At 42.4% G+C, this 23,452-nt stretch carries 16 protein-coding genes; 14 read left to right on the plus strand and 2 right to left on the minus strand.

Annotation, left to right across the window (positions count from 1 at the left end; genetic code table 11):
• Window positions 1-233: hypothetical protein (locus tag AC1D0K_RS24955; RefSeq protein ID WP_477463117.1), on the plus strand; the 233-nt coding region annotated here is incomplete at its 5' end.
• Between the two features lie 44 nt (window positions 234-277).
• Here the strand turns inward: AC1D0K_RS24955 and AC1D0K_RS24960 are convergent.
• On the minus strand, window positions 278-634 hold the full coding sequence (locus tag AC1D0K_RS24960; RefSeq protein ID WP_477390736.1) for a winged helix-turn-helix transcriptional regulator: 357 nt from the start codon (window positions 632-634) through the stop codon (window positions 278-280).
• A gap of 105 nt (window positions 635-739) precedes the next feature.
• Between AC1D0K_RS24960 and AC1D0K_RS24965 the strand changes: the two genes are divergently transcribed.
• From AC1D0K_RS24965 to AC1D0K_RS25000, 8 genes are all read left to right on the plus strand, one after another.
• Window positions 740-1,492: an SDR family NAD(P)-dependent oxidoreductase gene (locus AC1D0K_RS24965; RefSeq protein ID WP_477390734.1), complete on the plus strand. Its 753-nt coding sequence runs from the start codon at window positions 740-742 to the stop codon at window positions 1,490-1,492.
• A gap of 247 nt (window positions 1,493-1,739) precedes the next feature.
• Window positions 1,740-2,324 carry a Crp/Fnr family transcriptional regulator gene (locus tag AC1D0K_RS24970; RefSeq protein WP_295714546.1) on the plus strand — a complete coding sequence of 195 codons (585 nt, stop codon included), beginning with the start codon at window positions 1,740-1,742 and terminating at the stop codon, window positions 2,322-2,324.
• A gap of 449 nt (window positions 2,325-2,773) precedes the next feature.
• Complete coding sequence (locus AC1D0K_RS24975; protein ID WP_477390731.1) at window positions 2,774-3,532, plus strand: SDR family NAD(P)-dependent oxidoreductase; 759 nt, start codon at window positions 2,774-2,776, stop codon at window positions 3,530-3,532.
• A gap of 861 nt (window positions 3,533-4,393) precedes the next feature.
• Entirely contained in the window at window positions 4,394-5,122 is a 729-nt protein-coding gene (locus AC1D0K_RS24980; protein WP_477390729.1) for a hypothetical protein, read from the plus strand.
• A gap of 50 nt (window positions 5,123-5,172) precedes the next feature.
• Window positions 5,173-6,621 (plus strand): family 43 glycosylhydrolase, encoded by a 1,449-nt coding sequence (locus AC1D0K_RS24985; protein WP_477390727.1) that lies wholly within the window; start codon window positions 5,173-5,175, stop codon window positions 6,619-6,621.
• A 56-nt stretch (window positions 6,622-6,677) separates the two neighbouring features.
• On the plus strand, window positions 6,678-7,805 hold the full coding sequence (locus AC1D0K_RS24990; protein WP_477390725.1) for an alpha/beta hydrolase-fold protein: 1,128 nt from the start codon (window positions 6,678-6,680) through the stop codon (window positions 7,803-7,805).
• A 173-nt stretch (window positions 7,806-7,978) separates the two neighbouring features.
• Window positions 7,979-9,544 carry a glycoside hydrolase family 43 protein gene (locus AC1D0K_RS24995; protein ID WP_477390723.1) on the plus strand — a complete coding sequence of 522 codons (1,566 nt, stop codon included), beginning with the start codon at window positions 7,979-7,981 and terminating at the stop codon, window positions 9,542-9,544.
• Window positions 9,545-9,587: 43 nt separating this feature from the next.
• Window positions 9,588-10,931, plus strand: coding sequence for a family 43 glycosylhydrolase (locus tag AC1D0K_RS25000; protein ID WP_477442858.1), 1,344 nt, complete (start codon window positions 9,588-9,590; stop codon window positions 10,929-10,931).
• 155 nt (window positions 10,932-11,086) lie between these two features.
• Here AC1D0K_RS25000 and AC1D0K_RS25005 read toward each other — a convergent pair whose 3' ends face one another.
• Complete coding sequence (locus AC1D0K_RS25005) at window positions 11,087-15,301, minus strand: hybrid sensor histidine kinase/response regulator transcription factor (protein WP_477392193.1); 4,215 nt, start codon at window positions 15,299-15,301, stop codon at window positions 11,087-11,089.
• Between the two features lie 592 nt (window positions 15,302-15,893).
• Between AC1D0K_RS25005 and AC1D0K_RS25010 the strand changes: the two genes are divergently transcribed.
• From AC1D0K_RS25010 to AC1D0K_RS25030, 5 genes are all read left to right on the plus strand, one after another.
• Window positions 15,894-17,855, plus strand: coding sequence for a family 43 glycosylhydrolase (locus AC1D0K_RS25010; protein WP_477392192.1), 1,962 nt, complete (start codon window positions 15,894-15,896; stop codon window positions 17,853-17,855).
• Window positions 17,856-17,922: 67 nt separating this feature from the next.
• Complete coding sequence (locus AC1D0K_RS25015) at window positions 17,923-19,197, plus strand: family 8 glycosyl hydrolase (RefSeq protein ID WP_477392191.1); 1,275 nt, start codon at window positions 17,923-17,925, stop codon at window positions 19,195-19,197.
• A 30-nt stretch (window positions 19,198-19,227) separates the two neighbouring features.
• The gene (locus AC1D0K_RS25020; protein ID WP_477392190.1) at window positions 19,228-21,201 is read left to right on the plus strand and encodes an alpha/beta hydrolase-fold protein; all 1,974 of its coding nucleotides are present in this window, start codon (window positions 19,228-19,230) and stop codon (window positions 21,199-21,201) included.
• 14 nt (window positions 21,202-21,215) lie between these two features.
• Complete coding sequence (locus AC1D0K_RS25025) at window positions 21,216-22,070, plus strand: sialate O-acetylesterase (RefSeq protein ID WP_477392189.1); 855 nt, start codon at window positions 21,216-21,218, stop codon at window positions 22,068-22,070.
• Between the two features lie 72 nt (window positions 22,071-22,142).
• The gene (locus tag AC1D0K_RS25030) at window positions 22,143-23,345 is read left to right on the plus strand and encodes an endo-1,4-beta-xylanase (RefSeq protein ID WP_477392188.1); all 1,203 of its coding nucleotides are present in this window, start codon (window positions 22,143-22,145) and stop codon (window positions 23,343-23,345) included.
• Window positions 23,346-23,452: the final 107 nt, after the last annotated feature.

Here is a 23,452-nt window from a genome sequence, read left to right on the forward strand (position 1 = left end):
GTATCGATACCGTTATTCGGAAAGGGTCGCCAGGCTATGCCTGCTCTATGTGGAAGTTCTTTAAACAAGTCCGGCAATATGGATATGCTTTAAGAAAAGTGATAAAAGGCAGCTTGGCTTTCAAAGACTGGTGCGAAATATTCATCTTCCCAATTATTAAACACATCCTTATCGAACCCAAAAAAGGAAAAAAAGCTGCTTTTCAGATCGTTCATGACATATTCAATCCTTAAGTTAACGGCTATGGTGATAACACCGACCGCAAGCAAAACGAATATTATTTCCCGACAATTTTCTTGCGGTGTACAATTCCCCAACCTGAAAGTTCGCTGATGATGGTTTGCAGCGTATTGCCGTGTTCGGTCAATTCATATTGAACCGATATCGGTTGGGTGTCTAAAACTGTTCGTTTAACCAATTGATTTGTTTCCAATTCCTTTAATTCCTTACTCAGCATCCGGTTGGAAATTCCTTCTATATCATTCAAAATATCGGAGAAACGCCTTTTTTTGTAACAGCAAATCGACGAGATAATAGCAATTTTCCATTTCCCGTTCAACGCGTCCATGGCATCCTGAACGGATCTCATTCTTTTCTTTTGTTCCTGTTGAAACTCTGTTATTTCGCACCTCATAATGTTACTTGGTTACACCGATGTTACTGTTATTTATCAGTACAAAGTTACTAAAAATAACCAATGTGGTCTACCTTTGTCGCTCAATCTTTAAAAAAAGAAATAATGAGTAAATTAAAAAACAAAGTAGCCGTGATTACAGGCGGCAATAGCGGTATTGGGTTTGGTATTGCTGAAGCATTTAAAAACGAAGGTGCCAAAGGAGTTATTGTCGGCAGAAATCAGAAAACTTTAGATAGTGCTGTGGCTCAGCTTGGCGATAATTTTATAGCCATAAATGCCGATGTAACCAACCTTGCCGACCTGGAAAGAGTGTTTGCAGCAACAGCTGAAAAATTTGGTAAAATAGATGTTATTGTAGCTAATGCGGGTGCTGGAACTGTAGGAACTGTGGCAACTATTGGCGAAGCCGATTATGACAAGACAATGGATTTAAACCTGAAAAGTGTTTACTTCACTGTTCATAAAGCACTGCCCCATATGAATGATGGCGGTTCTATTATTCTTATCGGGTCAAATGCTGCACATCGGGCATATCCGTCATTTACGCTGTATGGTGCTGCAAAAGCGGCTGTGATCTTTTTTGCAAAAGCATTTTCAAGCGATCTTTTAGATAGAAAAATCAGAGCAAACGTAATAACACCCGGTACAACAGATACACCAGCATTTGAACAGTTTGTTCCCGCAGAACAAATTGAAGCTATAAAAAAACACTTTGCAGGTGAAATGCCGACAGGCAGGATTGGGCAACCTGCTGACATTGGTAAAACAGCGGTCTTCCTGGCCTCCGATGATTCTTCGTTTATGCTTGGTGCTGAACTCCTTGTTGATGGTGGTATGACCTATTTGGCTAAGTAATTAGCCCACACTAGCGCTGGTTTTATAACCCGTGCCAACTTGTTCAAGTTCGACTGACGAATTGTGGTCATAAATTGCGATGCAATAACGCCTCATGGACAAAGGAAACCACAGTTTGATTATAACTTTCTTTTAGATCCCTGTTCCTTCATGAGCAGGGATTTTTATTGTTTAAAATAACCGGCCAAAGATCTTAGTCTTTTATCCGGCAGCTTGATTAAATTGCGCATGATTATATATTTGTACAATGTCCAATTTTGAAGCGTTTTTCGATTACATTCAAAAAATATCAGGCAAAGTGCTGTCAGAGGATGATAAGCATTTGTTGACAGCGCATTTCAAACCCAGAAAACTTCGAAAACGGCAATACTTTTTACAGGAAGGAGACGTGTGCAAATATATCGCGTTTATTGTAAAAGGATCCGCCAGGACTTTTACGGTAGATGAAAAAGGACATGAACATATACTGAAATTGTCTGTAGAAAATTGGTGGCTGACAGATTTCGAAAGTTTTTACCGGTTAACGCCAACTCGCTTCAATATTGAGGCGCTGGAGGAACTAGAGATACTGCAGTCAACCCACGCCGAAATTGAGGAGTTTTTGAAGCATATCCCTGCCTTTTCGGCGATGTCGAACGTGATCAGTCAAAACAACACCATTGCAGCCCAGAAAAGAATGCAGGCCATTAGCCATTCGGCTGAAGAGCGCTACGAAGAACTGATTAGTAATTATCCTCATTTTCTACAGCGGTTCCCGCAAAATATGATCGCTTCGTATCTTGGTTTATCGTCTGAAACTTTGAGCCGGATAAAGAAAAACGCCTTAAAATAGATCCTTTAGCGATTTCAGGCTTCGCTATCATTACAAATGCGCCTGTTAAATTGAATCGCCCGGGAATCTTCTTTCTCCCTGATATATAAACATCCGACTGATCAATGTCTGGATTTGCGAGGGTAACTTGTCAATTACTTCTACCGGGACTACAATTCGTGGTTTGCCAACGCTACACTTCGCTGGATAAGAAGATGTGCTCAACAATGAAATCTATGCTGTTGTGGTCTTTCAGCCGTTTTGCATCTTCGATTTTCACTGCTGTTTTAAGTTGTTATCTTATAATTAGTTAGCGTATTTTTTTGATTTAAGCCACCTCTTTGAAGTGACATTTATCGTGTGTATTTAATGATTTATGTCAGCCTCCGGTTCGTTATGATGCAGCATCTTTGAATGTTCTTCAGAACGGAAAAAACCTGAAGAACTTGAATATAATTAATAATATAATCATGAGTAAATTAAAAAACAAGGTAGCAGTAGTTACTGGTGCTTCAAAAGGAATAGGTGCAGCTATCGCCAAACATTTTGCTGCTGCAGGCGCAAAGGTTGTTGTAAATTATGCTTCCAGCAAAGAAGGCGCAGATAAAGTGGTAAAAGCCATAACCGACAATGGAGGTACAGCCATTGCAGTACAGGCCGATGTATCGAAAGAGGCCGATGTATCCAGGCTGTTCGAAGAAACAAGGAAGGCTTTCGGCACGCTGGATATTTTAGTAAATAATGCGGTATCTCAGGGATATGCACCTATTGAACTAATTTCGGTAGAAGACTTCCACCAAAGTTTCAATGTCAATGTGTTGGGGCCTGTATTGACTATCCAGGCAGCTCTGAAACTTTTCGGCGATAAGGGTGGGAACATTATCAATATCAGTTCGGGTGCAAGTAAATACCCACTTCAAAATGCCTCGTTGTATTCTGCAACCAAAGCGGCACTGGATGCCTTTACCATTGCTTTATCTAAGGAGTTGGGTATAAAAAACGTTCGTATCAATTCTATTTTGCCGGGCGCTACGGAAACAGAAGGTGCAGCCAGTGCAGGCGTTACTGCTGGCAGTGAGTATGAAAAGATGTTTGTCGAAAAAACACCGCTTGGCCGCAGAGGACAGCCCGCAGATATTGCGAAAGCTGCAGTATTTCTGGCTTCCGATGACGCAGCCTGGATCACAGGAGAGCAAATTTCTGTTTCGGGTGGTATGTATGGTTTTTAAATTCATATTAACCACAAAACTTCATTGTTATGGCAGTTACAGGCTTAATAATCATATAGTTTGAAACACTTCCCGGCGCCATATTTAAAATGTCTATTTATTATGCCGCGAGGTCGATTAATGGCTGTAAGTTCTCAATGAAATTATTGGAAATCGGAGCCTTTGAGACCTCATTTAACCCCACCCATAGTAATGGCTGGGAAAGATTATTAAATAGCCTTTAGATGAAAATCTGAGGGCTTTTTTGTGGGATTAACCTCCTGTGAGCGAAATTATTGTAAACATAAATCCGGTTATCGCCATAAAAAACAAGAATGACCGAATTTCAGAAGCGGTACAACCGTCTTTTAATACAACCCGGTTAAAAGGTTCTAATAACGTTACCGGCAGGGCAAACAAAAAGGCAAATGCTAAAGCTAATTACTCAACTCTGAGTTCCTATCTAAAGATCACTTGTAAATGGGCTAAGTGTTTTTGTAAAGAATTTTGTCCGCAGGGGCAACTTTTTTATTTCTATAGGAAATGGCATCACTGCCATGCTTGAATAAATGATGGAAAAATCGTTCATAAGCTGTATTTCACGCAGCATTATTGACAAAAGTTGACTTTTATTGCTGAATAGTGTGATAGAGTCCTTTTCTGAAGGTATAGTTTTGGGTTAATGGTTTACAAGCCATTTTTTAAAATTGAAGAAATACATTTTAACGTTAACGCAAAATATCATCAATAACACATAGGGGTATTAGGCCAACGATATCTCGTAGGCCAACGACTTCTGGGCAATCGATCGACAGGCCGCGACTCAATGCATTTTCGACAATTTATTATTTATCAAAATTGATTTAAGTTAAAGTATCTACTATGAATATTAAACTCAGTGCAGCGTTGTTGGCGGCCTTTCTAATTTTGGCAGGATTAAGATCACAAGGACAGTCTGCTGCCCCAGGCAAGATCGATGTTATAACCCAAAATGATACCGCACGAACGCTCACACCATTCTTTATCCCGGCAACCACATCAAAAAAGACCCCGAATCCGGAGGGGTTTATTCAGCGTTGGTTGCTTTTAGAGCCCATCAATAAATCGATACGGAGTAACCTTGTTTTTACAGATAACTACCTGAAAACACAATTTGAAACCAATTATTTTCCAAACCAGTTTACGGTTATTCCGAAGGATCTGGAAAAAGTAAAAGTTGGCGAGCAGGAATTGTTATGGCATGCATTGGAAAGCCCGAATTTCAACCTCAAATTATTTCGTTTTGCCTATGGGTTAAAGAAACAGACGTATGCAGTTTTGTTTTGGGCAGTAACCATAGTTAACAGTCCGCGCGAAATAAAAAATGTAAGATTGGCAGTAGGGTCAAATGGAGGGTCAATGTGGTGGCTGAATGGAAAGGAAGCGGTAATACTCGACGGAGATAGACGCATGGTGATGGATGATTGTGTCTCCACTCGGTTGACACTCAACAAAGGAAAAAATATAATAAGGGGAGCAGTAATCAACGGGCCCGGACTTAGTGACTTTTGTGTTCGTCTGCTGGATGAAAAAGGAGAGCCGATAAAAGGGCTCACTATCAATCTGCAATAAATTAGTTGATCACCCCATTTAACATCGAATTTGTATAGCAATTATTTATTATGAAATTAATAGTAAAAGTAATAAGCACTATAGCCCTATTTTTATTGTGGTCAACCGGAGATGCGATAGCACAAATTGGCAAACCATTTATACATGATCCCTCAACTATCACAGAATCTGATGGGAAGTATTTCACATTTGGAACAGGTGGAGGCGGATTAATATCCGAAGATGGCTGGACATGGAATGGGGGCGCAGTAAGACCCGGCGGAGGAGCCGCTCCTGATGTATTAAAAATTGGTGACCGCTACCTTATTGTTTATGGCGCAACTGGCGGTGGCCTGGCGGGCGGTCATAACGGAACAATACTTACCATGTGGAATAAGTCGCTCGACCCAAAATCCCCGGATTTTAAATATTCGGAGGCTGTTAAAGTTGCCTCGTCCGATGGTATAGAGGATAATGATGCGATAGATCCGGGGCTTCTTCTGGATCCAACCGATGGAAGGTTATGGTTATCGTACGGCACCTATTTTGGGTATATCCGCCTTGTGGAACTTGATCCCAAAACGGGTAAGCGAGTGGAGGGTAATAAAGCATTAAACATAGCCATAGATTGTGAAGCCACAGATCTGTTATATCGGGATGGATGGTACTATTTGCTTGGAACCCACGGCACATGCTGTGATGGCCCAAACTCAACCTATAATATTGTTGTTGGTCGCTCCAGAAAGGTAACCGGCCCATACCTTGATAACATGGGAAGGGCTATGTTGAAGGGAGGCGGCAAAATGGTAGTTGCCGCTGGCGACAGGCTGATTGGACCAGGACATTTTGGACGTTTAGTTGTTGGCGACGGCGTTGAAAAGATGTCTTGCCATTACGAGGCGGATTTGGATCAAAGTGGTCGGAGCGTATTAGGTATTCGCCCATTACTATGGAAAAACGGATGGCCTGTTGCTGGTGATAACTTCAAAGATGGAACTTATGAGATTGAGTCTGAGCGAAGGGGATACGCTTTAGAATTAGGGGTTGATTTTATAAGAATGCCAGGTGGAATGCGGTTTAATAGAAACAATGATGAACCGGTAAAACCAGTGCCATCACAGGAATTAGCAGATGTAGTTAAAAACTGGCCAGCCGGAAACATTGGTGTAAGAATAGGTGATTATGTATTTCGTCCACATCAAAAATGGGCAATTTCACAAGTTCCCGGTGCAGGTGGATACCTGGGCGGACCATATTATAAAATAGTAATTGCCGGAACAGACCGGGCATTAGCAGCAACAGCAGAAGCTGAACTGATAACAGTTCCAACGTTTACCGGTGCGCCGGAACAATTATGGCGAATTGATCAATTGACTGATGGAACTTATAGGATTATGCCAAAGGTGGTTCCGGATTCGAAGGAGCAGCTGGCTTTAGTGTCATCTGGAGACAGCACACCCACACTCGCCAAATTTGATATGAATAGTGATAATTCAAAATGGAATTTCAGGGCTCACTAACTTATTTAAATGCGATCCGGAAATGCTACCAATCTTGAAAATTAAATTATAAAAAAATGAATTTAAAACGTTTTGCTATTTTATTAATGGCTTCCCTGGCCGGTAGCCTTTGCAAGGCTCAAACGGGCCCTGGAGAGATCAAAGAAGATTTCCAGGCTTCCAGCCTTAACCAACCCGGGCGGGACTACCCCCAGGTTAATTCGCAAGGCTATACACGTTTTCGGATAATGGCCCCCAAAGCGGACAGTATACGGGTTACCTTAGGCCTGGGTGGAAGAGGAGGAACAAAACTTACTAAAGGTACTGACGGATATTTTTCCGGCACAACAGAAGGCCCAATGGACGAAGGTTTCCACTACTACCACTTAATAGTTGATGGAGGCGTATTTAATGACCCCGGCACATTAAATTATTATGGTTCCACCCGTTGGGAGAGCGGAATCGAAATACCTGCTCTTGACCAGGACTTTTATGCCTTAAAGGATGTACCTCACGGTAATGTGCAGCAAATACTTTTTCCTTCAAAAAGCACAAATACGCAGCGAAGAGCCTTTGTTTACACACCTCCGGGTTATGATAAGGAAAAATCGAAGAAATACCCGGTGCTGTATTTGCAACACGGCTGGGGTGAAGATGAGACCGCATGGAGCAACCAGGGGCATGCCAATCTGATCATGGATAACCTAATTGCTGAAGGCAAAATAAAACCTTTTATTATAGTGATGACCTATGGCATGACCAACGATATTAAAATGAAACCAGGTGGTTTGAGGGATTTCAAGATAGATGCTTTTGAAACCGTATTAACAGATGAATTAGTGCCTTATGTGGATGCCAGCTTCCGTACGGTTGCAGATAGGGCGCACCGCGCGATGGCAGGGTTATCAATGGGGGGCATGGAAACGCATTTAATAACACTTGCCAAGCCCGATGAATTTGCCTATTACGGTCTTTTAAGCGGGGGGATTTATACACCCGCTGAATTAAAAGATAAACCTAAGGCTAAACTTATTTTTATAAGTTGCGGCAGCAAGGAAAATCCTGCTGGCGTAAATAACGCTGCGGCTGCATTAAAAGAAGCAGGCTACAATGCCGTGTCTTTTATTTCAGAGAATACTGCCCATGAGTTTCTAACCTGGCGCCGCAGCCTGAAAGAACTTGCGCCGCTGCTGTTTAAAGACTGAGCGGCCTTGTTGTGTTAATATATTAAGTGCGCTTAATTGCGGGTAAAGCAATTAAGCGTGTTTTTTAATATCTATGCGTATCATAAAGCATTCAAAATAATCATCATATGAAAAGGATTCTGTTACCCAGCTGCAAATAGAAATATCTATTCATATAACAGCACAAACCGACTATGAGTAAAATATTCAGTAATCTTTTTTTTGGTATAGTATTTTTTTTGCTGGGCCCATCCGCGCCTTTTGCACAAACGGCTCATAATCCAATTATTTACGCGGATGTGCCTGATATTTCAATCATTAGGGTAGGTAGTACTTATTACATGAGCAGTACTACTATGCACATGAGCCCTGGCATGCCGATAATGAAATCCAAAGATTTAGTCAATTGGAAACTTGTTAGCTATGCGTATGATATTTTGGATGACACCGATGACCTAAACCTGAATAATGGCCAGAACAGTTATGGCCGAGGTTCCTGGGCAAGTAGCCTGCGCTATCATAATGGCATTTACTATGTATCTACCTTTCCTGGCAATACCGGCAAAACATATATTTATACCACTCATAATATTGAAAAAGGCCCGTGGAAGGCTTTATCCTTTAAGCCAAGCCTGCATGACCATTCATTGTTTTTTGACGATGATGGTAAAGTTTATATGATTTATGGAAGCGGGCGCATCATGTTAGCGCAACTGAAGGATGATCTTTCCGGAATAAAACCTGACACAAAGCCACAGGTGCTGATAGAGAACGCCAGCCTGGCTGCCGGGCCGAATTTAGGATTGCCGGCAGAAGGTTCCCAGATGTTCAAAATCAAAGGGAAATATTACCTGTTCAATATTTCATGGCCCCGTGGTGGAATGCGAAGTGTTCTTATTCACCGGGCAGATAATATTACTGGGCCCTACGAGGGGCGGCTGGCCTTACAGGATAAAGGTGTAGCGCAGGGTGGTTTGGTAAACACTCCAAACGGCCGGTGGTTTGCGTACCTTTTTCGCGATTTTGGTTCAGTAGGCCGGGTGCCCTACATGGTTCCTGTAAAATGGGAAGATGGTTGGCCTGTATTGGGTATAAATCATCAGGCGCCCGATACTGTCACGTTACCGGCAAACAAATCGCTCATGCCCGGTATCATCTCGTCGGATGAATTTGACCGTAGGCGCGGTGAGCGCGATTTGCCCCTGGTTTGGCAATGGAACCATAACCCGGTTAACCAATTATGGTCTGTTACACAGCGTAAAGGTTACCTCAGGTTAACTACAGGAAGGCTTGATACCACTTTAGTAGCAGCAAAAAATATACTCACACAACGCACGTTTGGTCCGGAATGTTCAGCTATAACAGCTATTGATGTTTCTGGACTTAAAGACGGCGATCATGCCGGCCTCGCCTTGTTACAGCGAAAATTTGGATGGGTGGGGGTGAAGGTCGAAAACGGCAGTAAGTATATTGTTATGGTAAATGCACAAGGAGCTTCGCCAACAGAGTCGGCAAGTATTCCGTTATCCCAAAACCTGGTCTATTTAAAGGCTGTGTGTGATTTTAAAGACCGGACCGACAAAGCGTATTTTTATTATAGCATCGACGGAAATAATTGGATACCAATTGGCGCTACGCTTCAAATGGCTTATACCATTCCACATTTTATGGGTTACAGGTTTGGCCTTTTTAACTACGCCACAAAAACTACAGGAGGATATGCAGACTTCGATTATTTTCGATTAGCGGCAGGTAAATGAAATCGATTTAAAGAACAAGATAATTAATAGTAATAAATTGTAGATGATGAAAGATTATAAGACATACGCAACGCTAATGGTATCTATCTTATGGTTCAATTGTTTGATGGCGCAAAACCCGCTGATACAAAACCAGTTTACCGCCGATCCCTCGGCCCGTGTTTTTAATGGCAAGGTATATCTTTATCCTTCGCACGATATCCCGGCTACGCCCGGGCATGGCAGAGCTGGTTGGTTTTGTATGCAGGATTATCACGTCTTCTCATCGGCAGATCTTACCAATTGGACTGATCACGGCGTAATTGTAAGTCAAAACAAGGTACCCTGGGCCGACTCCACAGCATATAGTATGTGGGCGCCTGATTGTATTGAGCGGGCAGGAAAATATTATTTTTATTTCCCGGCCACTGCAAAATCCGGTAGCCCCAAAGGCTTTTCAGTTGGTGTTGCCGTAGCCGACGAGCCTTACGGGCCTTTCGTTCCCCAACCGTTGCCCATAGCCGGGATTCATGGCATAGATCCGAATGTACAGATCGATAAAGACGGACAGGCATATATTTATTGGGCGCAAGGAAACCTGTACGGCGCTAAACTTAAAGCAAATATGCTTGAACTGGCATCAGAACCGGTAAAACTTGAAGGCTTTCCAGATAAGGGCTTAAAGGAAGGGCCTTACTTATTTGAACGAAAGGGTATTTATTATATGACCTACCCGCATGTGGCTGATAAAATAGAACGGCTTGAATATGCCATGTCAAGTAGCCCCCTGGGGCCTTTTAAATACGCTGGCGTGCTTATGGACGAATCAGCTTCGGGCTGCTGGACAAATCATCAGTCGGTCATCGAGTTTAAAAATCAATGGTACTTATTTTATCATAACGATGATTTATCGACAAACTTTGATAAAAACCGGGCGGTAAGGGCCGATAGTTTGTCCTTTAATGAAGATGGCACCATCCGCAAGGTTATCCCCACATTACGTGGCGTTGGTGTAACGGCCTCATCAAAAAAAATACAGATAGATAGGTTTAGTGCCAAAAGCGCGGATGGTGTAGCGGTAGAGTTTCTCGACACGCTAAACAAATTCAAGGGCTGGAAAACTATTTTTACTAAAACTGATTCATGGATAAAATATAACAGTGTGCTTTTTGGCAAAAAAACAGCGGGGCGCATTAGTGTAAACGCCTGTTCGGCAACCGGAGGAACTTTATTAATTAGTACTGAGGATAAGCCGGGTAAGGTTTTAGCAAAACTTATTATACCAAAAGGAAATAACTGGAGCGTTGTTAAAAAAGCAGTTTTATCCATGCCAGGCGGTGTCAAAAACCTTATCATACAATTAAAAGGAAGCGGCCATGTGGAAGTTGACTGGATAAGCTTCGAGTAGCTTTATGTATCGTAAGTATTGATACTCATTGGTTGGTAAGTTCACCGGCAAACGCTAAAGCACTTATGGCTGTTTATCTACATAGGCGCTATTGGCTTCGGTTACTTGCCCGCACATCAGCGGCAGCTTATATCAATTACATAAAAGCCTCTTTTCTATGCCAGCACCCTGTTATTCTCCACCTTTCTGTAATCAGAAGGTAGCATATTAAATTTCTCTTTAAACGATCGGGAAAAATAATGGGGTGTAGCAAAACCGGCTTCATAGGCTATTTGTGTAACCGTGAGATCGCTCTTCAGAAGCAATATCGCGGCGCGGTCGAGTTTATACGAGCGGATAAATTCAACGGGGGGAAGGCCGGTAAGCTCAAATATTTTTGTGTAAAGCGCACCCCGGCTCATTGCCAAATGTTCGCTGAGATTTACGACAGAAAACTTCGGATTATTTAAGTTGTTATCTATGTAATTGATCACCTTACTTAAAAACTTCTCTCCGCTTGATTCAATTTCTATATCGGGGTGGATTACCGTCAATTGCTTTTTATAGGTGTTTTTGAGCATGGTATTGAGTTGTAATAAATTTTTAATTTTGATATTTAAAATATCAAAATTAAAGGGCTTGGTCAAATAGTCGTTTGCCCCCGATTCAAGCCCTCTTAGTTGCTCATCTTCGCGCGTGCAGGCGGTAAGCATTATAAATGGAATATGGCTGGTACGTTTATCGGCTTTTATTTTTCTACTCAGCGTAATGCCATTCATGAATGGCATCGTTATATCGCTAATGATCAAATCAGGATGGCATGATAGCGCCTTATCCCAACCCTCTGCACCATTTGAAGCTTCAACAATTTTATATTGGGCAATTAAATTATCTTTAATGTAATAGCGAAACTCATCATTATCTTCCACGATAAGCAGTGTTGGCATGTTTGTAATTGCCTGGGCATTATTCCTTTTTATCCGCAGATCGTTTTCTTTAACATCTGTTTTAACCGGCAGCTGAACGGCAATTGACCTATCTGCAAAAACTTCAAGAGGAATTAACACGCTGAAAACGGAACCTTTTCCTAATTCACTTTCAACAGCTATGCTGCCACCATGCATTTCAACAAATTCCTTTGTGATTGAAAGACCGATTCCGCTTCCCGGGTTTACATTTCCTATATTAGTATCCCCTGCCTGATAAAACCGTTTAAATATAAAATGTTTTCTATCCGGGGCAATACCAATACCGGAGTCACTTATTTTTAATTCCAACACGGTTTTATCTGTGTGTGATGTGGGATGCTGCGTAATATTAACGGTAACCGTCCCTTCAGGTAATGTAAATTTAAAGGCGTTGGAGAGCAGGTTAAATAAAATACGCTCCACTTTGTCGTGATCAAAACGTACGAATAATTTTTCCTGTGGTGCCTTAAAATCAAACGTGATGCTTCGCGATTCTGACAAATCATGAAAAGAATCTACAACGTCGCTTATAAATGAAATTATTTCACCTTCGGCCAGGTTAAGCTTTAATTCCTGCTCTTCTAATTTGCGGAAATCTAAAAGTTGATTTACCAAATTCAACAGCCGTCGCGCATTTCGTCGTATCACTGCCAATTGGCCTGTGGTTTGCTCATCCTTATGTTCTGCCAGTAGCTTATCTGCCGGTGCCATGATAAGCGAAATTGGTGTGCGGAACTCATGACTCAGGTTAGTAAGGAATTTAATCTTAAGCAGATCAAGTTCATGCAGTTGTTCCGCTTCCCTTCTTTCCTGTTCCAGCGCAAGTTTGCTTTTCAATTTCTTTATAGCCCTATGACGGATGAGCAGAAGTGTGCCCACAGCCATCAGGGCATATAGTAAATAGGCGTACCAGGTCATCCAAATGGGGGGATGAATCACGATGCGGATTTGTGCACCAGAGTTGTTCCATATTCCATCGTTGTTGCAAGCCCTCACTACAAAAAGGTATTCGCCAGGATCTAAATTGGTATAATACGCTGTAGTAGCTGAGCCTACATAATTCCAGCTTTTATTGAACGATTTAAGGATGTAGGCGTATCTGTTGCGTTGGGGAAGCGTAAAATTAATTGCAGAATAACTGATTGAAAAGTTTTCCTTGTAGTCCAGGTCAATCTGTTTTGCTACCGAAATATCTTGTTTAAGTGGCGAGTGACTGCCGGATAATACAATGTTATTATTTACTTTAAGGGTGGTTAAAAATACAGGAGGCGCATTGTTGTTGCGTTTTACTTCCTGCTGCGGGTCAATATAATTAAAGCCCCGGTCTCCGCCGAAGAAAAGCAGGCCTTTGGTTGACCGTAGGCCCGATCCGTCGATGAATGCATCGCTTTGCAGGCCATTGTAGGCAGAATAGTGAGTAAACTTTTTGGATGCCGCGTTAAGCATACATATTCCTTTATCGGTACTCAACCATATGTTGTTGCTATTGTCCTCCAGTAGTTTGTGCACTACTCCGTCTGGCAGTTCATCTGGTGCGGAGTAATTAACGATTTTTTTATTGTTGAAATTAAAGCAATATAACCCGTCTCCGGCGGTGCCAATCCACATGTTACCCTTATGATCTTGCAACAGCGAAAACGTGCGATCGATTGCCATGCCGGTATTCTTATTATTATACACCCTAAACTTTTGAGTTGCAGGATTTAAAACTGCAATTCCACTGCCATAGGTGCCAATCCATATATTTCCCTCCTGGTCCTCTTCAATAGCTCTTATAAAACCATTCACAGGTAACGGCCTTTCTGCGGCAGAAGCAGGAGTTGAAACGTATTTAAAAAAGGTTTTTTTATCAGGGTCAAACACATTAACGCCGCCGCCATTGGTCCCTATCCATATCTTTCCCTTGCTGCTTTCCTTTAAACAAAAAATTTCGTTATGGTTTATATGCGCATTATCGTTTCCTGCATTTAACTGTTGATACTGCCCTGTTTTTGTATTGTAATTAAATAGGCCATCCTGAAACGTGCCGATCCAGAGTTGCTGGTTGTGGTCAAGCATCATACATAATATAGGGAGACCAGCAGAATTACTTCTTGCCTTAGCTTTTATAGCGATATGGCTAAACAAACCGCTCTTGATGTGAAAAAGGTTCAAGCCTCCGCCGTCTGTGCCAACAAACAGATCCCCGTCCTTGTTCTCGGCGAACGATGAAACAAAAGGCGCGCTTAGGCCGGCCGGGTCATATGCATTATTTTGCTTTGAATTAAATAAGGTAAGGTGTTTGTCATACTTGTCAACTCCACCCTGATAGGTGCCAAGCCAATAAATCCCTTCGGGATCATTATAAATGCAGCGGATAGATTTGCTGCTTACGCTAAACTTATCCCTGTCGTCGTGATTGTAGCGGGTTGCCTTTCCCGATAGTGGGTCTATAATATTCAAACCACCTTCGGTACCTACCCAAATTTTATCACCGTTCGCGGCTATGCTATATATAAGGTTGCCGCTGATCGTGCTATCGTCAGTGGGGCTGTATTTAAAATTTCTGAAAGTTTTTAAATCCGGCGATAAACTGCATAGTCCATCATCGGTACCTATCCATAACCTGTGCTGGCATTCGGCTATGGTATTGATTCCGTCACTTGGGATACTTGAGGGATTGTTTTTTTCATGCAGAAAGGCAATGAAGCTGTTTGATCCTTTATCATAAAGATACAGCCCTTTATCTGTACCAACCCACATTCGCCGTTGGCTATCCCGGAAGATAGATAATATGATACCCGAATGGAGCTGCCCGGGTTTGTTTTCGTTGGCCTCGTAAAATATTTCTTTTTTTGTTTTAGGGTCAAGTACGCACAGGCCACCCAGCATACCAATCCAAAGACGGCCACGATCATCACCGTAGATAGATTTTATGTAGCTATTTGCAAGACGTCCATTTGCGGAACTCTCCTGGTAGGTTCGAAACTGATCGTGAGAACGGTCGAAGTAATATAATCCTCCTCCCATCGTAGCTACCCAAAACTGCCCTGCTGCGTCCTCATACATGCTTGTTACTTCTTTGGACCGATAGCCTGATTTGTCTGCGGGATCAAAACGGTATGGCTTATGTTCCAAACCGTCAAATCTGTCCAGTCCATCGGCGGTAGCAAACCATAAAAATCCGTAACGGTCCTTTATGATCGCATTAACCGTATTTGAAAGCAAGCCGTCGTGAGATGTCAGTACAGTAAATCGTATGGCCTGCCCGCGGCATTGGGTACTGATACAGAGTGATACCGTTAATACAATTAAAAACAACCGAGTAACAGTAGTTTGCTTATGTGATGGTGAGGTATTTAACATGCCAGATGCCATTGCTTTTTTTAAAATTGTACAGGCACCTCCCTTTTTATCGGCAGATAAGTGTACTGATAATTTCATTTTCGGAAACATGAGGTTTATAAAGGTGCGACTTCAATCGTTTAGTAAAAATCACACAACGTAAATCTAAACTATAAATTCAAAAAAAACAATCGATTGCATAAATAAAAAAATAACATTCTTAAGCAGATTGTCTGTAAATTATTTACGTAGATTTTTGATCATGTCGGCATAGTATACCCAATAGAAACCTCTTAATTCATCGCAAATTGAAACCGCTGTTTATTATTGTTGACTTGCCCCCGTATTGCGATTTGTTTGCGGTACCGCAACTGAATGTTCAGGTATTAAATGATTTAGGGTTTTGGATATGCCATGCCTGATTAAGGCGCCTGTGCAGGAAAAGATCGCTTATTTCAACTAAAGTGTTAATTTAATCAACATTTGTGTCACAGCAAGTTCTGTTTTCAAAATACTTTTGGTTGATGTTGATTTAACAATTATTGGTTTTACCATTGTTCCCTTTTTTATTTAGCAAACTAAATTATGAGGCCGTGAATGCATAATACTTATTCGCCAGGTAAACCGCCAATCAGTTAAACAACGCTTCAACTTAAACACCCTGGGGTACAATCTGAATTAATTAAATATTATGAACCAATTCACAAGGCTTACCGGCCTTATATTCATCTTCACGCTCGCTGTTTTATTTGCCAATGGCCAGGGAAAAATGCCAGATTCTTCTTTGTTTTATCAAACAGTTAACACCTATGTGAACCCTGTGTTACCTGGCGACCACCCGGACCCCACTTTGCTTAAAGTGGGCGATGATTTTTATCATTGCGGATCTTCCTTTCATTTTAACCCTTACCTGCCCATTTATCACTCAAAAGATCTCATTCATTGGGAGGTAATAAGCAGGGTGTTGCCATCGTCCAAAGCTGCCTGGGTTACTGACCGGCCTTCCGCTGGTATCTGGCAGGGTGCTATAACCTATTTTTACGGCTCTTACTGGATCTATTTTTCGGCAGGAGGGCAGTGGTTTTGTAAGGCAAATTCCCCTAAAGGGCCGTGGTCTGCTCCTGTACAGGTAAAGTCTAATCCCGAAACAGGTAATCTTGGCTATGACAACTCCATTTTTGTGGATGATGACGGAAAACCTTACATGGTAATAAAAAACGGTCAAAAAGTTAATCGTTTGCAAGCCCTGGGTAAGGATGGGCAATTGACAGATCATGTGATAAATCTCGACTGGGTAAACGCCAGGCTACAATATAGCTGGGCAGAGGGTCCAGTAATGTGTAAACGCAATGGCTATTATTATTACTTTCCGGCTGGCGATGTTACCGGCGGACAATATGTTTTAAGAGGAAGAGCATTGACCGGCGATTCGACAAAATGGGAAAGGCTGGGTGATTTTTTTAAACCGGTTACAGATGATAAGGCAGGTTTCCGTCGTCCTAACCACATTTCAGCTCCCTTTCAATTAGCCGATGGCACCTGGTGGACTATTGGACAAAGCTATGAAAAGTATGATGGCAACGATTGGTCAGGTGCCGGACGACAAACTTCGCTTTACCCGGTAACCTGGGAGGGCGACAGGCCATGGGGTATGGCGCCGGTCACCACACCTATCCGGAAACCAAACCTGCCACGGTCAGGTATTTCATGGACAAGCGTAAAGACAGATTATTTTGACGGCAGTGAATTAAGCCTGAATTGGCATTTCCTCACCAAAAAAGCTTCAGCCGCCTATTCACTTACCGGCCGGAGGGGATGGATAAGGCTTGTGCCCGATTCATCCCGTACCCACCTTGTTCAAAAAGAAACGGACCACTATTATTCCGCTGTTACAAAGGTTGACCTGAGTGCATCGAATGACGGTACCAAGGCTGGCATTTACCTCACTAACGGAAACCAGACCGTGGTAGTGAAGCTTTACAGCGGTTACAACAACGGAAAGAAAATTGTTTTTATAATGGATACCGCGAGCCGAAGCGCGCCGAACATCTTCGGAAACACAGTTTGGCTGAAACTGGAAAGAAACGGCCACGAGCTAACCGGATATTATAGCGGCGACGGAAAAGCCTGGGTTTCTTTAGGCAGGCCAATTAACGCAGTTAAGCTTGATGAAACCCAGCCAAATTATAATTCATGGGTAGGTACAAGTGTAGGGTTATTTGCAGAAGGAAAGCCGGCGGATTTCGACTGTTTTATTTGTAAAGACGGATCCTCCTCATTACCCGCAGCAAGCTATAGTAACTACTATGGAATAGCAACTGTTAACAAAGTGATGGGGAAAACGGTAACCAATACATCTATATATGGCGGATGGTTTATGATATCCGGTGTGGAAATTGGAAGGCAGTCGGCATCTTCCGTCCAGGTAGTTGCTTCTTCAAAAGGCAAGGGCAAGCTTCAAATATGGCTTGATGATCTTCAGAACGGTAAATTGATAGCCACAATACCGCTAAACGCTACAGGCAGCGGTAATTATAAAACCTTCAGCAAACAACTTAAAAATGTTACCGGGCAGCATGATGTTTTTGTGCGGTATCCTGCAGGCGTTCCGCAAAGCATCTTTATTAAAAGCATAAGGTTTCCTGGCAAGTAGGATGACCTTTTTATTAACCAATGAGAAAATTAGTAAGACAAAATCTTTATTTAACTACCACGTGAGTATGAAAAAATTAGTGTTATTGTATGTAATGATTGCTTTGCTGCCTGCTTTGGCAAATAGCCAAAATCACAAAGCTTCAAAAAAAATGTCAGGTAAAGGGGCCTTTGCATCCGGCGTTTATCCTGATCTTTTTCATGAAGCAGGGTACAGCAAGGATGATATCAACATTAAGGTAGCCAAGGCTTATCATGATGTGTTTGAAGGCCCCAACAAGGTTTATTTCGAGGTAGGCGATTCAATGGCCTACGTGTCTGATGTGAAAAATCACGATGCCAGAACAGAGGGCCTTTCGTATGGTATGATGATCGCCGTACAACTTAATAAAAAAGATGTCTTCGACCGTATATGGCGATGGTCAAAAAAATATCTTCAACACCAGGACGGACCAAGCGAAGGGTATTTTGCCTGGAGCATTAATCCCCAAACTATGAAGCGTAATTCAGAAGGTTCTGCATCTGACGGGGAATTATACTATATCACCGACCTCCTTTTTGCCTCCAACCGGTGGGGAAATAATACAGGCATTAATTATTATGGAGAGGCCAGGAGGATCCTTGACGCCATGTGGAAAAAAGAAGGTGCCGCGAGTGTTCATCCTTTAATAAACATTGCGGCGAAACAAATTTCCTTTGTGCCCGAAGGCGGCGGGTATGAGTGGACAGATCCTTCCTATCACTTGCCTGCGTTTTACGAAGTATGGGCGCTTTATGCAAAAGACGGCCATGAACAATTTTACCGGGATTGTGCAGATACAGCAAGAGCGTTTTTACACAGGGCCTGTGACCCCGTTACAGCTCTTAATCCTGATAATACCGATTTTAATGGCAAGTCACTCGGTGGGAGGCGAATGCCGTCGGCTTTTCGCTTCGACTCCTGGCGCGTACCAATGAATATCGCGATGGATTATGTTTGGTTTGGGAAAGACAAAAAGTGGCAGCAAGGGTATGCTAAGCGCTTTCAAAACTTTTTACGCTCAAAGGGGATAAATGATTTTGAGGATCAGTTTAATACAGATGGATCTACGCCTGCGTTTGTTCTTCCGGCAGGAGGAGTAAAGAAGTTACGGCATTCTTTGGGATTGGTGGCCACCTCGGCCTCAGCCTCGCTCATGATAAACGATAACACAAAATTCGATTTTGTGCGGCCTCTTTGGAACGCTAAACTTGAGCCTTATGCAGATGGATATTTCGATCCATATTATGATGGCTTGTTGTATGTATTCAGCCTTATGCATCTCAGCGGCTCATACCAGCTTATACAACCACAAACCAATTGATAAATTATTTACACCTAAACAATATTAATAATGAACATATTACAAAACATTAAGCAGGTTTTCCTCGCGGTATGCGCCGTTCTTTTGTTTAATGCACCGGTTTATTCGCAAGATATAGTTAGCCAGGCACGAGCGGGTTTTGATGTATTTCGCACAGATATTCCGCATGGCAAAATTGATACCATCACTTATCAATCAAAAACGGTGGGCAATACCCGCCGTGCTCTTATTTACACACCTCCCGGATATTCTAAAAGCAAAAAATATCCCGTGCTGTATCTTTTGCATGGTATTGGTGGCGATGAAAAAGAATGGTATAACGGTGGCAGCCCCCAGGTGATATTGGATAACCTTTATGCGCAAGGTAAAATTGTACCTATGATAGTAGTATTGCCGAACGGCAGAGCTATGAAGGACGACCGCGCGACGGGAAATATCATGGCACCCGATAAGGTACAAGGGTTTGCCGTTTTTGAAAAAGATTTGCTGAACGATCTGATACCATTTATTGATAGTAAATACCGTGTATATACTGATAAGGATCACAGGGCAGTGGCAGGCTTATCGATGGGAGGCGGGCAATCATTAAATTTCGGTTTGGGAAACCTTGACGTATTTTCATGGGTAGGTGGCTTTTCGTCAGCCCCCAATACAAAAAAACCTGAAGAATTGCTTCCCAACCCCGACGCGGCAAAAAGTAAGCTGAAATTGCTTTGGATATCATGTGGATCAAGCGACGGACTAATTGCATTCAGCAAACGCACCCATGATTACCTGGCAGAGAAAGGCGTGCCGCATGTTTACTATATCGAGCCGGGTGTGCATAACTTTAAGGTTTGGAAAAACGGCTTATATATGTTTTCACAAATGCTTTTTAAGCCGGTAGATGCCTCAACCTTCGCCCGTTATTCTTATAATGAAACAGGTGTACCGGCGCCCACTAATATTCCGGGCGTGCAATACCCGCAGATATTTCCAGACAATACAGTTTTTTTTCGTGTAAAGGCCCCGAAGGCACAAAGTGTTCAAATTGACTTATTGAAAAAGTACCCGATGACCAAAGATACCGGGGGGTATTGGACGGTAACTACCGACCCGATTGTGTTAGGGTTTCACTATTATTCTTTGATAATTGATGACGTTGCCGTTGTCGATCCGTCAAGTCAAACTTTTTACGGTATGGGAAGAATGGCAAGCGGGATTGATATTCCTGATCCGGAGGGTGATTTTTATACCACCAAAGATGTGCCCCACGGTGAAGTGCGTTCAGTAAATTACTACTCAAACATAACAAAGGCCTGGAGGCGGGCAAATGTATACACACCTCCCGGCTATGATACGCAAGCCGACAAAAGATACCCGGTACTTTATTTACAACATGGCTCGGGCGAAGACGAAACCGGCTGGCCCGCACAAGGTAAAATGAACTTTATATTGGATAACCTCATCGCCGGGAAACAGGCAACGCCTATGATAGTTGTTATGGATAGGGGATATGCCACAGATCCAACGCAGCCGGTAGCTACTAACGCACCTGGAATGAGCATGGCAGGAAATGTTTTTCCGGACGTGCTTGTGAAAGAAATTGTTCCAATGGTTGATGAAAAATTCAGGACGCTGGCAAGCCGCGATCACCGTGCTATGGCTGGGCTTTCAATGGGAGGATTTCAAACATTCCAAACTACAATGACCAATCTTGACAAATTTGCTTATATAGGAGGTTTTAGCGGCGCTGGTTTCATGCAGCCAGGTACCGATATAACCAAAATGTATAACGGCGTATTTGCTGATGCAAATGCTTTTAACGAAAAGGTTAAAGTACTTTACTTAAGTGTTGGAACTACCGAGCAGGAAAGAATGCAAACCATGGTAAAGGGCTTTCACGAGGGGCTTGAAAAGGCAGGCATTAAACATGTATTTTACCAATCGCCGGGCACTGCGCACGAGTGGCAATCCTGGAGACGCTCCTTAAACCAGTTTGCAGGCATGATATTTAAGAATTGAAATTATACATGAAAATGAAGTTTAGATTCATAGCCGTTGCATGCCTCACTTTGTTAAGCCTGAAAAGCTTTTCGCGAGACAAGAAATTTTACATATTTATCTGCTTTGGTCAATCAAATATGGAGGGTAATGCAAAAATTGAAGCCGAAGACACTACCGCTGTTGATAGCCGGTTTCAGCTGTTGCAAGCTGTTGATTGTGGCGACAAAGGCAGGATAAAAGATAATTGGTATACGGCCGTGCCGCCATTGGCGCGGTGTACTACGGGCTTAACTCCGGCAGATTATTTCGGCCGGACTTTGGTTGCTAACCTTCCTGAAAATATAAGGGTCGGCATTATAAATGTCTCTGTCGCCGGTGCCAAAATTGAAATTTTTGAAAAGGATAGTTATCAATCATACCTTGCAACAGCCCCCGGTTGGATGAAAAGTATTGCAGCTGAATATGGTGGAAATCCATATGGAAGGTTGATAGAACTTGCCAGATCAGCTCAAAAGGCTGGTGTAATTAAGGGTATTTTGTTACACCAGGGAGAATCGAACCCTAATGATACGCTATGGACAAAAAAAGTAAAAGGGATTTATGATAATTTGATCAAAGATTTAAACCTGAATCCTAAAAAAGTGCCTCTACTTGCAGGCGAATTAGTAAATGCTGACCAGGACGGTGCTTGCGCTGCGATGAATAAAATTATTGCAACCTTACCTCAGGCCGTTACTAATTCATACGTTATTTCTTCAGCAGGTTGTCCCTGCTCCCGTGATCATCTTCATTTTACAGCAGAAGGCTACAGGTTATTAGGCAAACGATATGGCGAGGCAATGCTTTCATTGTTGGGTTACAAGCTTACACAAACCGTTAAACTTTAACCTGTTTAAGATGAGTAACGCGGAGTGATGTAAGCACAGTTAAACACTATCAAATAAAACCATTAATGATTTATGAATTTTTCAACTGTCACTAAACAAACAGACGGGGGCTTCCTGCTCCCGGCCATTGTGTTTATTGTTTTATCGTTTGTTCAATGTTCACCTAAACACCAGGTAGCTTCCTCATTCCAGGCGGGTACAAAAGCCGATCATCCAGATAAAGGTTTAAAAGATTATTATAAAAACTATTTCCCAATTGGTGTGGCGGTTAGTATGGCTTCCCTGCATGGTCCTGATTCTGCATTAATTGTCAAAGAATTTAACAGTGTAACGCCCGAGAACGATATGAAGATGGGCCCGATACATCCATCAGAAGATATTTATAATTGGAAAAATGCCGACAAAATTGTTGATTTTGCAGTGAGTCATCATATTAAAATACGCGGGCACAACTTATGCTGGCATAACCAGGAAGCAGCATGGATGTTTAAAGGGGGCGACGGAAAGCCGGTTACCAAAGAGTTGCTGTTGCGGCGCTTAAAGGATCATATTTTTGCTGTTGCGGGAAGATATAAGGGGAAGATTTATGCATGGGATGTGGTTAACGAGGCCGTTGATGATAGCGATGATACAACGCAGGTATATCGTAAAAGCAATTGGTACAATATATGCAATGGTCCCGATTTTATAGAGGCTGCCTTTAGATATGCGCATGAAGCCGATCCGCAGGCTAAGTTATACTACAATGATTATAACAGCGAACACCCGGTAAAGAGAGAAAAGATATTTAAATTGTTAAAAAAATTGATTGAGCACCACGTACCTATTGATGGGGTGGGCATGCAGGCACATTGGAAATTATATGAACCATCGCCCGACGAATTACGTAAAGCTTTGGATGAAGTAACCTCGTTAGGTTTAAAGGTTCAATTTACCGAACTGGATATTACTATTCGTTTGCCACAACCAAAACCTGCGCCCGGATCAACTCCGCCAACCCCTGACCCGGGTTATACGCCAGAATTGGAAGCCAAACAAATAGCCCAATACAAAATGGCGTTCGATATCTTCAGGCAGTATAAAAAGTTTATAACAAGTGTTACTTTCTGGAACGTATCTGACAAATACAGCTGGTTGGATCAGAGAGGTGGAGGATTAACTGGCGGAGCTGCCGCAGGCGAGAACACGCCCCGCACGGTTAGAAAAGCGTATCCTTTATTGTTTAATGAAAACCTTCAACGCAAAAATGCTTACTGGTCTGTAGTGAATTTTTAACCCGAGCGTTGTTTAACTTCGCGATGAGGCGTGATCAATGGGTTTTATTATCGAAGGCTATAAGCATTAGGCACACAGCATGGATTTAAAACGCGGATGTTGCTGAA

Source organism: Mucilaginibacter sp. P1_A3 (genome assembly GCF_056406855.1).

Coding starts and splice junctions, on each gene's coding strand:
- AC1D0K_RS24960 (WP_477390736.1), bottom strand. CDS start 634: ATGAGGTGCGAAATAACAGAGTTTCAACAGGAACAAAAGAAAAGAATG.
- AC1D0K_RS24965 (WP_477390734.1), top strand. CDS start 740: ATGAGTAAATTAAAAAACAAAGTAGCCGTGATTACAGGCGGCAATAGC.
- AC1D0K_RS24970 (WP_295714546.1), top strand. CDS start 1,740: ATGTCCAATTTTGAAGCGTTTTTCGATTACATTCAAAAAATATCAGGC.
- AC1D0K_RS24975 (WP_477390731.1), top strand. CDS start 2,774: ATGAGTAAATTAAAAAACAAGGTAGCAGTAGTTACTGGTGCTTCAAAA.
- AC1D0K_RS24980 (WP_477390729.1), top strand. CDS start 4,394: ATGAATATTAAACTCAGTGCAGCGTTGTTGGCGGCCTTTCTAATTTTG.
- AC1D0K_RS24985 (WP_477390727.1), top strand. CDS start 5,173: ATGAAATTAATAGTAAAAGTAATAAGCACTATAGCCCTATTTTTATTG.
- AC1D0K_RS24990 (WP_477390725.1), top strand. CDS start 6,678: ATGAATTTAAAACGTTTTGCTATTTTATTAATGGCTTCCCTGGCCGGT.
- AC1D0K_RS24995 (WP_477390723.1), top strand. CDS start 7,979: ATGAGTAAAATATTCAGTAATCTTTTTTTTGGTATAGTATTTTTTTTG.
- AC1D0K_RS25000 (WP_477442858.1), top strand. CDS start 9,588: ATGATGAAAGATTATAAGACATACGCAACGCTAATGGTATCTATCTTA.
- AC1D0K_RS25005 (WP_477392193.1), bottom strand. CDS start 15,301: ATGAAATTATCAGTACACTTATCTGCCGATAAAAAGGGAGGTGCCTGT.
- AC1D0K_RS25010 (WP_477392192.1), top strand. CDS start 15,894: ATGAACCAATTCACAAGGCTTACCGGCCTTATATTCATCTTCACGCTC.
- AC1D0K_RS25015 (WP_477392191.1), top strand. CDS start 17,923: ATGAAAAAATTAGTGTTATTGTATGTAATGATTGCTTTGCTGCCTGCT.
- AC1D0K_RS25020 (WP_477392190.1), top strand. CDS start 19,228: ATGAACATATTACAAAACATTAAGCAGGTTTTCCTCGCGGTATGCGCC.
- AC1D0K_RS25025 (WP_477392189.1), top strand. CDS start 21,216: ATGAAGTTTAGATTCATAGCCGTTGCATGCCTCACTTTGTTAAGCCTG.
- AC1D0K_RS25030 (WP_477392188.1), top strand. CDS start 22,143: ATGAATTTTTCAACTGTCACTAAACAAACAGACGGGGGCTTCCTGCTC.